At 73.4% G+C, this 11,967-nt stretch carries 8 protein-coding genes; 7 read left to right on the top strand and 1 reads right to left on the bottom strand.

The annotated features are described in order from the left end of the window. Positions 1-107: 107 nt before the first annotated feature. Positions 108-1,253 (bottom strand): RNA-guided endonuclease InsQ/TnpB family protein, encoded by a 1,146-nt coding sequence (locus NZH93_RS02195; RefSeq protein ID WP_259621159.1) that lies wholly within the window; start codon positions 1,251-1,253, stop codon positions 108-110. A 134-nt stretch (positions 1,254-1,387) separates the two neighbouring features. Here NZH93_RS02195 and NZH93_RS02190 point away from each other — a divergent pair, with 134 nt between their 5' ends. From NZH93_RS02190 to NZH93_RS02160, 7 genes are read left to right on the top strand one after another with little or no spacing between them, the layout of a single operon-like run. Beyond that, on the top strand, positions 1,388-2,983 hold the full coding sequence (locus NZH93_RS02190; RefSeq protein WP_259621158.1) for an ABC transporter substrate-binding protein: 1,596 nt from the start codon (positions 1,388-1,390) through the stop codon (positions 2,981-2,983). A 24-nt stretch (positions 2,984-3,007) separates the two neighbouring features. Next, positions 3,008-4,003, top strand: a complete 996-nt coding sequence (locus tag NZH93_RS02185) for an ABC transporter permease (RefSeq protein WP_259621157.1) — start codon at positions 3,008-3,010, stop codon at positions 4,001-4,003. Between the two features lie 3 nt (positions 4,004-4,006). Next, positions 4,007-5,956 carry a dipeptide/oligopeptide/nickel ABC transporter permease/ATP-binding protein gene (locus NZH93_RS02180; protein ID WP_259621156.1) on the top strand — a complete coding sequence of 650 codons (1,950 nt, stop codon included), beginning with the start codon at positions 4,007-4,009 and terminating at the stop codon, positions 5,954-5,956. Next, entirely contained in the window at positions 5,953-6,699 is a 747-nt protein-coding gene (locus NZH93_RS02175) for an ABC transporter ATP-binding protein (protein ID WP_372506457.1), read from the top strand. Before NZH93_RS02180 ends, NZH93_RS02175 begins: the two co-directional genes overlap by 4 nt. Further along, a complete protein-coding gene (locus NZH93_RS02170; RefSeq protein WP_259621155.1) occupies positions 6,696-9,992 on the top strand; it encodes a serine hydrolase in 3,297 nt (1,098 codons plus the stop codon). Before NZH93_RS02175 ends, NZH93_RS02170 begins: the two co-directional genes overlap by 4 nt. Continuing rightward, positions 9,992-11,107, top strand: coding sequence for a M20 family metallopeptidase (locus NZH93_RS02165; protein ID WP_259621154.1), 1,116 nt, complete (start codon positions 9,992-9,994; stop codon positions 11,105-11,107). The genes NZH93_RS02170 and NZH93_RS02165 overlap by 1 nt, the downstream gene beginning before the upstream one ends. Then, the gene (locus NZH93_RS02160) at positions 11,104-11,958 is read left to right on the top strand and encodes a GNAT family N-acetyltransferase (RefSeq protein ID WP_259621153.1); all 855 of its coding nucleotides are present in this window, start codon (positions 11,104-11,106) and stop codon (positions 11,956-11,958) included. The genes NZH93_RS02165 and NZH93_RS02160 overlap by 4 nt, the downstream gene beginning before the upstream one ends. Positions 11,959-11,967 lie beyond the last annotated feature (9 nt).

Below are 11,967 nucleotides of genomic sequence, written 5' to 3'. Positions count from 1 at the left end.
CTTCCTCTCCCCGTCTTGGACAGGGAGATCTCCGCCCGCCTCACGGCGAACAGTTCCTGTTTCCTTCTCCCCGGAAGGGAGGTCTTCGACAGATGCCCCACCGACTGCTAGCGCCGGTTTGGTCTGACTCCGTCTCCGCAGGCGACGACCGCCTGCCCGGCGGCCAGGATGTTCCGTGCGGCGTTGACATCCCGGTCGTGGACCTCGCCACAACCGGGGCATGTCCACTCCCGCACGCCCAAGGGCAACGTGTCGAGCACGTGCCCGCAGCGCGAGCACGTCTTGCTGGAAGGAAACCACCGGTCCACCACGACCACGGAGCGGCCGTACCAGTCGGCCTTGTAGGTCAGCATGGATCGGAACTCCGACCAGGACGCGTCGCTGATCGCGCGGGCCAGCGCTCGATTGCCGAGCATGTTGCGGACTGCCAGGTCCTCGATCACGATCGTTTGGTTCTCACGAACGAGTCGAGTGGTCAGCTTGTGCAACACGTCCCGCCGCCGGTCCGCGATCCGGGCGTGAACGCGGGCGACTCCCACCCTGGCCTTGGCCCGGTTTTTCGAGCCCTTGGCCTTTCGTGCCAGGTTCCGTTGCGCACGGGCCAACGCGACCCGTTCCCGTGCCTCGTGTCTCGGGTTGGTGATCTTCTCCCCGGTCGAGAGGGCCACCAGACAGGTCAGTCCGGCGTCGACACCGACAACCGCCTTCAGCGGCGTGTACTGGTGGACAGTGGCCTCGACCAGGATCGACACGTGCCACCGCCCGGCCGGATCGCGCGACACCGTCACCGTCGAGGGCTCGGTGCCCTCGGGCAGCGGACGCGACCACACGACCGCCAGCGGGGCATCCATCTTCGCCAGGGTCAGTTCACCGTCGCGCCAACGGAACCCGGATCGCGTGTACTCCGCCGATGCTCGGGACTTCTTGCGGGACTTGAACTTGTGGTACGCGGCACGTTTGCCGAAGAAGTTGGCGAACGCCTTCTGCTGGTGCCGCAAGCACTGCTGCAACGGCACCGACGACACCTCGTTCAGGAATCCGAACTCGTCGGTCCGCTTCCACGCGGTGAGCAACGCCGAAGTGTCCTCATAGTCGACCCGCCGCTGTTCCTGACGCCACGCGGTGGTGCGGGCATCCAACGCCCGGTTGTACACCAGCCGGACGCAGCCGAAGGTCCGCAACAACTCCACCGCTTGCTTTTCGTCGGGATAGCAGCGATAGCGGTACGCACGTTTCACCACCTTCACCGACACGTTCCGCAGACTATCCGGTCTGCGGATGTGGATCGACAGAGCCCGTCCGCTTCGTACCGAACCGTTCCCGACGCCGTCCGCGGATCGGCTCGTGGCAGGTCTGAAGACCGGGGCACCTACCGATTGGAGTTCCCATGAAGCGGACCACAGCAGGCACCTACGGCCTGTCCCTCTGCCTGGTCGCCGCCGCGCTCGCCGGCTGCGGGGGCGCCTCGACCGGTGGCGGCAAGGCCGAGGTCGTCGACGGCGGGACCTTCACCCTCGGGGTCTCCTCGGACCCCGGCAGCCTCGACCCGCAGATGGGCGCGGGCAGCACGCTGTTCACCGTCACCCAGTTCGCCTACGACCCGCTGCTCAGCGTCGACGGCAAGACCGGTGAGATCAAGTCCGGGCTCGCCAAGACCTGGGAGGCCAAGGACCTCGCGGTCACGCTGACGCTGGCCGAGGGCATCACCTGCGCCGACGGCGCGAAGCTGACCGCCGCCGACGTGGCCGCGAACCTCAACTTCGTCGCCGACCCGAACAACAAGAGTCCTTTCCTGGGCACGTTCTTCCCGCCGGGCGCCACCTCGGTCGGCGACGACGCGAAGGGCACCGTGACGGTCACGCTCGCCCAGCCCGCGCCGTTCGTCCTCAACGGACTGGCGAACCTGCCCATGGTGTGCCCCAAGGGAATGGCGGACCGCTCGGCGTTGAAGACGGCCACCGCGGGCACCGGGCCGTACCAGCTCACCGAGGCCGCGCCGGGCGACCACTACACCTACACGGTCCGCGAGGGCTACACGTGGGGCCCCAACGGCGCCACGACCGCGACCAAGGGCCTGCCGAAGACCGTCGTGGTCAAGGTCGTGCAGAACGAGACGACCGCGGCGAACCTGCTGCTGTCCGGTGGGTTGAACGGCGCCCAGATCGCCGGCCCGGACGCGGAGCGGCTGGAGAAGGCGGGCCTGTTCTCGGCCGACACCCCGGCACTGGTGGGGGAGCAGTGGTACAACCACGCCGCGGGCCGGGTCACCAGCGATCCCAAGGTGCGCAAGGCATTGACGCAGGCGCTGGACCTCCCGCAGTTGCGGAAGGTGCTCACGTCGGACAAGGGCACCGCGGCCACCACCCTGGCCGCGAACGAGCCGGTCGCCTGCCCCGGCGACTCCGTGTCGAAGGCGCTGCCCGCGGGTGACGTCAAGGCGGCGGCCGCCCTGCTCGACGAGGCGGGCTGGAAGGCGGGCGGCGACGGCAAGCGCGCCAAGGACGGCAAGCCGCTGGCGCTGGTCTTCCTGTACCAGAACAACAACGGCAGCGCCGGTGACGCGGCGGCCGAACTCGCCGTGCAGCAGTGGAAGGCGGTCGGCGTCGAGGCCACCGCGCGCAGCCAGGACGAGACGACGTTGACCAGCACCATCTTCGGCGCGGGCGACTGGGACGTCACCTGGGTCTCGCTCAACGTCAGCAGCCCGGACCAGCTCGTGCCGTTCCTGTCCGGTCCGGCGGCCCCCGCGGGCACCAACTTCGCCGCCATCACCGACGCCGACTACGAGAAGGCGGTCGCGGCGGCCATGGCGATCCCCGGTGTCGCCGGGTGCGAGGCCTGGCTGGCGGCGGAATCCGGCCTGATCGAGAAGGCGGACATCGTGCCGTTCGCCGCCAAGCTCGCGCGGATGTTCGGCAAGGGCGCCGAGTTCGAGGTGCCGGGCCAGCTCATCCCCACGAGCATCCGCGTGCTGGCGAAGTAGCGACGGAGGAAGGTGGACATGTCGGTGACGTCGACAGCCCCGAGCCCACCCGCGGAGCGGTCGGGGCCCCGGCCCCGACCGTGGGCGCGGTTCGCGGTCAGACGCCTGGGGCGGCTGCTGGTCTCGCTCTGGGTGCTGGTGACGGCGTCCTTCGCCATGATCCACCTCATTCCGGGTGACCCGGTCCGGGGCGCGCTCGGCCCCACCGCGCCCACGGCGCTGGTCGAGGCGCGCCGGGAGGCGCTGGGGCTGAACGACCCGATCCTCACCCAGTACCTGCGCTACCTGGAGGGGTTGTTCACCGGCGACCTCGGGACGTCGATCTCGTCCCAGCTCCCGGTGTCCGACGTCGTCGCGCAGCGGCTCCCGGCCACGTTGTCGTTGGCGCTGCTGGCCTTCGTGGCCGCCGTGGTGGTGGCGATCCCGCTGGGCGTCGCCACGGGCGTGCTGACCCGGCGCGGCCACGGGCGGCGCACCGAGCTGGCCTTCACCACGACCAGCGTCGTCGTGGCGACGGTGCCGGACTTCCTGATCGGCGTCGCGCTGATCTACGTGTTCGGGATCCGCCTCGAACTGCTCCCGGTGGCGGGCGACGAGACCGCCGCCGCGTACCTGCTCCCGGTGTTCTCGCTGGCGATCGGGCCCGCGGCGATCCTCGCCAGGATCGTCCGCGTCGAGATGGTCGGCGTGCTGGAGGCGGACTTCGTCCGCACCGCGCGCGCCAAGCGGCTCCCGGCGCGGACCGTCTACCTGGGACACGCGCTGCCGAACGCCGTGACCGCGGCGCTGACGCTGGGCGGGCTCCTGCTCAGCTCGATGGTCGCGGGCACCGTCCTGGTGGAGAACGTCTTCGCCTGGCCGGGACTGGGCAGCACGATCGTCCAGTCGATCCTCACCAAGGACTACCCGGTGGTGCAGGCGATCGTCCTCGTCTACGGCGTGGGCGTGCTGATCACCAACCTGGTCGTCGACGTCTCGCTCGCCCTGCTCGATCCCCGCTCGACGATCCGGGAGGACTGACGGATGCACGGACGCTGGTCGCGGGTCGTCCGCACCCCGCTCGGCCTCACGGCGACCGTGCTGGTGGTCGCGGTGCTCGCCCTCGCCTGCTTCGGACCGGTCCTGTGGGGGAGCGGGGCGGATGTCGTCGACACCAACGACATCCTGGCCCCGCCGTCGGGTGAGCACTGGGCGGGGACGGACAACCTCGGTCGGGACATCCTCCTGCGGGTCCTCGTCGCCGCCCGGCTGTCGATCCTGCTGGCCCTGATCGCCATCGTGATCGCGGTGGGCGCGGGCCTGTTGCTCGGGTCGGCGCCGTTCGTGCTCGGCAGGCGCGGCGGCAGGCTGGTGACGGCCGCGGTCAACACCGCCGTCGCCTTCCCCGGACTGCTGCTGGCCCTGTTCTTCGCGGTCATCTTCGGCACCGGCGCGACCGGCGCGGTGCTCGCCATCGGACTCGCGGGCGCCCCCTCGTTCGCCCGCCTCACCCAGACGCTGGTGGCGGGGGTCGCGGCGCGCGACTACGTCGCCGCGGCCAGGATCGCGGGCGTGGGCCGGGTCCGGGTCCTGTTCCGCCACGTGCTGCCGAACATCGCCGAGCCGCTGGTCGTCAACGCCACCATCGGCGCGGGCAACGCGCTGCTGTCCTTCGCGGGCCTGTCCTTCATCGGCCTCGGCGTCCAGGCGCCCGCCTACGACTGGGGCCGCCTGCTCTACGACGGCATCAGCGCCATCTACGTGAACGCGTCCGCCGCGCTCGCACCCGGCGCGGCCGTCCTCCTCGCGGGCCTGGCCTTCAACCTCTTCGGCGAGTCGGTCGCGAAGGGACTCGGCGTCCCTGTCGGCATCGGCCTGCGCGCGGCGGCGACCCGGACGGCTGCGGCGAAGAGGCCGGAGCCGACGAGCCACGACGAGCACGTCGGGACGTCCGCCCCGGACGTGGTGCTCGACGTCCGCGACCTCGAGGTCACCTTCCCCGGCCCGTCCGGTCCGGTGCGGCTGGTCCGCGGGGTGTCCTTCGACGTGCGCCGCGGCGAGGCCGTCGGCATCGTCGGCGAGTCGGGTTCCGGCAAGTCCATGACCGCGCTGGCGATCACCCGGCTCATCGCGGATCACGGCCGGGTCGACGCCTCGCGGCTCGACCTGCTCGGCAACGACCTGCTGGCGCCGGACACGGCGGTCCGCCGCCGTCTGCTGGGCACCTCGCTGGCCATGGTCTTCCAGGACCCGATGACCTCGTTCAACCCCACGCGCCGCATCGGGGCGCAGTTGGCCGAGGTCGCGACGCACCACCAGGGGATGACCCGCCGCGAGGCGATGGCCCGCGCGGTGGACCGGCTGACCGCCGTCCGCATCCCGGACGCCGACTCCCGCGTCCGGCAGTACCCCCACGAGTTCTCCGGCGGCATGCGCCAGCGGGCGATGATCGGCATGGGGCTGATGGGCGAGCCCGCGCTGATCGTCGCGGACGAGCCGACCACCGCGCTCGACGTCACCGTGCAGCAGCAGGTGCTCGACCTGCTGGCCGCGATCCGGGACGCCGACGACGTGGCGCTGGTGCTGATCAGCCACGACGTCACGGTGGTCGGGGAGGTCTGCGACCGGGTGCTGGTGATGTACGCGGGCCGGGTCGTCGAGGACCTGCCCGCCGCCGCGCTGGCGACCGCCGCCCGGCACCCGTACACCCGCGCGCTGGTCGAGGCCGTGCCCGACATGGCCACCGACCTGACCAAGCCGCTCGCGACGATCCCCGGCCGCCCGGTCAGCCCGGCCGACGCGCCGCCCGGCTGCGCCTACGCCGCCCGGTGCCCGCTCGCCGACGCCCGGTGCCGGGCGGAGGACCCGCCGCTGGCCGCCGAGCCGGAGCGGCACGGCTCGGGGCGGCACCGGGTGGCGTGCTGGCACGCGGGCGAGCCGCTGCCGCGCGTCCACGAGACCGACGACCTGGTGGAAACGGTGGAGTCCCTGTGAGCGACCTGCGCTTCGACGACGTGACCGTTCGCTACGGCCGGACCACCGCGGTCGACGGCGTCAGCCTGACCGTGCCGGAGGGCGAGGTGGTGGGGCTCGTCGGCGAGTCTGGTTCCGGCAAGTCCACGCTCGCCAGGGCCGCCGTCGGCCTGGCCCCGCTGTCCGGTGGCCGGATCACCCTCGGCGGCGCGCCGGTGCCGACCCGCGGCAGGCCCCGTCCGCTCCAGATGGTCTTCCAGGACCCGTACTCCTCGCTCGACCCGCGGATGACGGCGGGCGAGAGCGTGGCCGAGGCGATGCCGCCGGGCGGCTCGCGCGCCGAGCGCCGGGCGGAGGTGGAACGGCTGCTGGAGCTGGTGCACCTGGACCCGGTGTGCGCGGGCTCCGTCCCGTCGCGGCTGTCCGGCGGGCAGCGGCAGCGGGTCGCGCTGGCGCGGGCGCTGGCCGCCCGCCCGCGCGTGGTCATCGCCGATGAGATCACTTCCGCGCTGGACGTGTCGGTCCAGGGCGCCGTCCTCAACCTGGTCCGCGAGCTCCAGCGCGAGCTGGGCCTCACGATCCTGTTCATCTCCCACAACCTCGCGGTGGTCCGCTACGTCGCCTCGCACGTCGCGGTGATGCGGCACGGCAGGCTCGTGGAGCAGGGCCCCGCCGCGCGGGTGCTCACCGAGCCCGCCCACGACTACACGCGCGAACTGCTCGCCGCCGTACCCGGACGAACCACGCCAAGGAGCCAGTCATGAGCCGACGGACGCGCATCGAGGACCTGGCGGGCGTCGTGGTCCCGTCGCAACCGGTGTTGTCGCCCGACGGCACCGGGATCGCCTACGTGCTGCGGACGCTCGACGTCGAGCAGGACCGCAACGTCGACCAGGTGTGGGTCGTGGCCACCGACGGCGGCACACCCCGCCGTGTCAGCTCCGGCCCGGACGACGCCGCGCCCGCCTGGTCGCCGGACGGCTCCCGGCTCGCGTTCCTCCGCGCCGGGCAGGTCGCCGTGCTCGACGCCGCGGGAGGTGAGCCCGAACTGGTGACGGACCTGCCGCTCGGGGCGGGCGCGCCGCGCTGGTCCCCGGACGGCCGCAGGCTCGCGTTCACCGCGCCGGTCGACCCGACGTCCGGCGGCCCGCGACGGCCGATGGTGTCCGACGGCCTCGACTACCAGGTCGACGGCCAGGGGATGTTCGGCCAGGTCCGCACCCAGGTGCACGTCCTCGACCTCGCGGGCCGCGCGGTCCGGCAGCTCACCGACGGACCGCACAGCGCGGGCGCCCCGGCCTGGTCGCCGGACGGCACGACCCTCGCCTTCACCCGCCGCGCGGGCGCCGACGGCGACCTGCGCCACCGCACCCCGGTGCACCTGCTCGGTGTGGACGAGCCGCACGCCCGGCCGCGCGCGGTCGCGTTCGCCGACGGGGTGGCGAGCACCGCGGGCTGGACCGCCGACGGGTCGGCGCTGCTCGTGGTCGGCTGGGCGGGAGACCCGGTCGGGCACGCCCGCCTGCACCGCGTCGACCTGGACGGCGGCGAGGTCACCGACCTGACCGCCTCCCTGGACCGCAACGTGATGCCCGGTGGCACCGCCTACCCCGGCGGCCTGCCCCAGGAGCACGAGGGCCGGGTGCTGTTCTGCCTCCGCGACCGCGGCTGCACGCACCTGTGGTCGGTGGCCACCGACGGCGGCGACGCCCGCCCGGTCGTCGACGGCGCCGGACGGGTCGTGTCCGGGCTGTCGGTGGCGGGCGGGCGCGCGGCCATCGCGCTCACGACCCCCTCGACGTTCGGCGAGATCGCCGTCGTGGACCTGGGGACCGGCGCGGAGACCGTGCTGACCGACCACGGCGCGGCACCGGACCTGCACCCCCGCGAGGAGCGGTGGTTCACCATCTCCGACGGCACCGACGTGCAGGCGTGGCTGATGCACGACCCCACGCACGACGGCCCGCGGCCGGTGCTGCTCGACGTGCACGGCGGCCCGCACAACGCGTGGAACGGGAGCGCCGACGAGGTGCACCTCTACCACCAGGAACTGGTCGACCGCGGCTGGGCGGTGCTGCTGGTCAACCCGCGCGGCAGCGACGGGTACGGCGAGGCGTTCTACGACGGCGTCCAGGGCGCCTGGGGCGTCGCGGACGCGAACGACTTCCTCGAACCGCTGGACCAGCTCGTCGCCGAGGGGTTCGCCGACCCGGCCCGGCTCGCGGTCGCGGGCTACAGCTACGGCGGGTTCATGACGTGCTGGCTGACCGGCCACGACGACCGGTTCGCCGCCGCGGTCGCGGGCGGCCCGGTCAGCGACCTGGTGAGCATGGGCGGCACCAGCGACGACAGCGGCTTCCTCAGCGCGTACGAGCTCGGCGGTTCCCCGTGGCAGGACCCGGAGAACTACGCCGCCATGTCACCGATCACCCGCGTCACCGACGTCCGCACGCCCACACTGGTGATCGCGGGCGCGGACGACCTGACCTGCCCCGTCGGCCAGGCCCAGCAGTGGCACACCGCGCTGCGCGAGCAGGGCGTCCCGACCAGGCTGGTCGTCTACCCGGACGCCTCGCACGTGTTCATCCTCCTCGGCCCGCCGTCGCAGCGGCTCGACTTCAACCACCGCGTCCTCGACTGGCTGGAGCAGCACACCGCCCGCGCGGGCAAGGCGTCCATCGACGCCGCTCACTGGCAGCGGCGGCTGGCCAGGCTCGCCGAGCGGCACAAGGTGCCCGGCGCGCAACTCGGCGTCTTCCGCCTCGGCACGGGCGGGACCGCCGACGAGCTGGTCGAGGTCGCGCACGGCGTGCTCAACGTCCGCACGGGCGCCCCGGTGGACACCGACTCGCTGTTCCAGATCGGCTCGATCACCAAGGTGTGGACGGCGACCGTGGTGATGGCGCTGGTCGACGAGGGGCTGCTCGACCTCGACACCCCCGTCGTCGACGTGCTGCCCGAGCTCAAGCTGGCCGACCCCGACATCACCAAGTCGGTGACGGTCCGGCACCTGCTGACCCACACCAGCGGCATCGACGGCGACGTGTTCACCGACACCGGCCGCGGCGACGACTGCCTGGAGCGCTACGTCGACGTGCTCGGCGAGGCCGGGCAGAACCACCCGGTCGGCGCGACCTGGTCCTACTGCAACTCGGGGTACTCGCTGCTGGGCCGGGTGATCGAGAAGGTCACCGGGAAGACCTGGGACCAGGCGATGCGCGACCGGCTGTTCACCCCGCTCGGCCTCGAGCACACCGTGACGCTGCCGGAGGAGGCGCTGCTGTTCGCCGCGGCGGTGGGCCACGACGAGCGCGACGGCGAACTCGCCCCGGCCCGTGCCTGGGGCCTGCCCCGCTCGCTCGGCCCGGCCGGGCTGGTCACCTCCACGGTCGCCGACGTCCTCGCCTTCGCCCGCCTGCACCTGCTCGACGGCCAGGCCGCCGACGGCACCCAGGTGCTGAGCGCGGAGAGCGCCGCCGCCATGACCGCCCACCAGGCGGACCTGCCGGACAAGCTCGTCCTCGGCGACTCGTGGGGGCTCGGCTGGATCCGGTTCGGCTGGGACGGTCACCGGCTGATCGGCCACGACGGCAACACCATCGGCCAGGCGGCGTTCCTGCGGGTGCTGCCCGAGCAGGGGCTCGCCGTCGCGCTGCTCACCAACGGCGGCCACACCCGCGACCTCTACGAGGACCTGTACCGGGAGATCTTCGCGGAGGTGGCGGACGTCGCGATGCCGCGACCGTTCGCGCCGCCCGCGGAACCGGTGGAGGTCGACGCGACCCCGTACCTCGGGGTGTACGAGCGGTCCGGGGTGCGGATGGAGGTGGAGGACGGCCCCGACGGCCCGATCCTGCGGACGACGATCACCGGCCCGATCGCCGCGCTGCTGCCGGACCCGGTCGAGGAGCACCCGCTGGTCCCCGCCGGTCCGGCGCTGTTCGCGGTCAAACCGCCGGAGGCGGAGACGTGGGCGCCGGTCACCTTCTACGAGCTGCCGACCGGCGAGCGGTACGTGCACTTCGGGGTGCGGGCGACGCCGCGGGTGTCGTCCTGATGGCGGACGTCCTGGGCGAGCTGCTCGCCGACCTGCGCGTCCTCGTGGAGTGCGAGTCGCCCTCCTCCGACCTGGCCGCCGTGGCCCGCTCGGCGGACGTCGTCGCGCGGGTCGGCACCGCGCGCCTCGGCGTCACGCCCGAGAGGATCGTGCTGGACGGCCGGACGCACCTGCGCTGGCGGCTCGGTACCGGGCCGTCGCGGGTGCTGCTCCTCGGCCACCACGACACCGTGTGGCCGCTCGGCTCGCTGGCCGCGCACCCGTTCACCGTCGAGGACGGGGTGCTGCGCGGGCCGGGCTGCTTCGACATGAAGGCCGGGCTGGTGATGGCGTTCCACGCTGCCGCCGGGCTCGACGGCGTCACCCTGCTCGTGACCGGTGACGAGGAGTTGGGCTCGCCCAGCTCCCGCGAGCTGATCGAGGAGGAGGCCAGGTCGGCGGTGGCGGCGCTGGTGCTGGAGGCGTCGGCCGACGGCGGCGCCCTCAAGACGGAGCGCAAGGGCGTCTCGCTGTACGAGGTGCGCGTGACCGGGCGGGCCGCGCACGCCGGGCTCGAACCCGAGAAGGGCGTGAACGCCACGCTGGAGCTGGCGCACCAGGTGCTGGCCGTGAGCGCGCTCGCCGACCAGGAGGCGGGCACCACGGTCACGCCGACCTCGGCCCGCGCCGGCACCACGACCAACACGGTCCCCGCCGCGGGGTCGTTCGCGGTGGACGTGCGCGCCAGGACGGCGGCGGAGCAGGAACGCGTCCACCGGGCGATCACCGCGCTGTCGCCGGTGCTGCCCGGCGCGCTGATCGAGGTGGCGGGCGGGGTGAACCGGCCGCCGCTGGAGGCCGTCGCGTCGGCGGCGCTGCACCAGCGGGTGCGGGAGACGGCGCAGCGCCTGGGACTACCCGTGCCGGGCTCGGCGTCCGTCGGCGGCGCGTCGGACGGGAACTTCACCGCGGGCGTCGGCACCCCGACCCTCGACGGCCTCGGCGCGGTCGGCGGCGGTGCCCACGCCGCCGACGAGCACGTGCTGGTCGACGAGCTGGTGGGCCGGACCGCGCTGCTGCGCGCGCTGGTCGAGGAGCTGGTGGCGCACGACCGCCCCCTGACGAGGACGTCGTGACCGGCACGAGGGCGGCGGTGGCGGAACCGGCCCGTGCCGCCGCCGTCGCGGCGCGGGCCGCCGGGGTGTCGGTCCGCGACCTCGCCGACCTCGCGGAGCTGAACCAGGTGGTGGACCTGTTCGCCACGATCTGGGGCCGGGCCGCGAACCCGCCGGTGACGATCGAGCTACTGCGCGCGTTCACCAAGGCGGGCAACCACGTGTCGGGCGCCTTCGACGTCGACCGCCTGGTCGGCGCCTGCGTCGGGTTCGTCCACGCCCCTGGGGGACACGCGCTGCACAGCCACATCGCGGGCGTCTCGGCGGCCGCGGCGGGTCGCGGGGTCGGGTTCGCGCTCAAGCTGCACCAGCGTGCGTGGGCGGTGGAGCGCGACCTCGCCGAGATCGTCTGGACCTTCGACCCGCTGGTGGCGCGCAACGCCTGCTTCAACCTGGTGAAGCTCGCCGCCCGCCCGACCGAGTACCTCACCAACTTCTACGGCCCGATGGCCGACGCGATCAACGGCGACCAGGACTCCGACCGGCTCCTCGTGCGCTGGCCGCTCCACGACCCGGCCGTCGTCCGCGCGTGCGCGGGCGATCCCCCCGGCGTCGACCTCGCGGCCGAGATCACGGCGGGAGCGGTGCGGGCGCTGGACATCGCCGCCGACGGCGGCCCCGTCCCCGGACGGCTCGACGGCACGACCTCGCTCGTCGCCGTGCCCCGTGACGTCGAACGGCTCCGCGCGACCGATCCGGAGATGGCACGACGCTGGCGCGCGGCCGTCCGGGCGGTGCTGACCGGGCTGATCGAGGACGGCGGCCGGGTCGACGGTTTCGACCGCGCGGGCTGGTACGTCGTGCGGCGGTGACCCCCGGCC

This window comes from Umezawaea endophytica, from assembly GCF_025061645.1.
GTDB classification, from domain to species: Bacteria; Actinomycetota; Actinomycetes; order Mycobacteriales; family Pseudonocardiaceae; genus Umezawaea; species Umezawaea endophytica.
This window is presented reverse-complemented; position numbering and strand designations above follow the sequence as displayed.

What these genes read in the sequence shown, in the direction of transcription:
- NZH93_RS02190 (WP_259621158.1), top strand. Translation starts at nt 1,388, where the DNA reads ATGAAGCGGACCACAGCAGGCACCTACGGCCTGTCCCTCTGCCTGGTC.
- NZH93_RS02180 (WP_259621156.1), top strand. Translation starts at nt 4,007, where the DNA reads ATGCACGGACGCTGGTCGCGGGTCGTCCGCACCCCGCTCGGCCTCACG.
- NZH93_RS02170 (WP_259621155.1), top strand. Translation starts at nt 6,696, where the DNA reads ATGAGCCGACGGACGCGCATCGAGGACCTGGCGGGCGTCGTGGTCCCG.
- NZH93_RS02165 (WP_259621154.1), top strand. Translation starts at nt 9,992, where the DNA reads ATGGCGGACGTCCTGGGCGAGCTGCTCGCCGACCTGCGCGTCCTCGTG.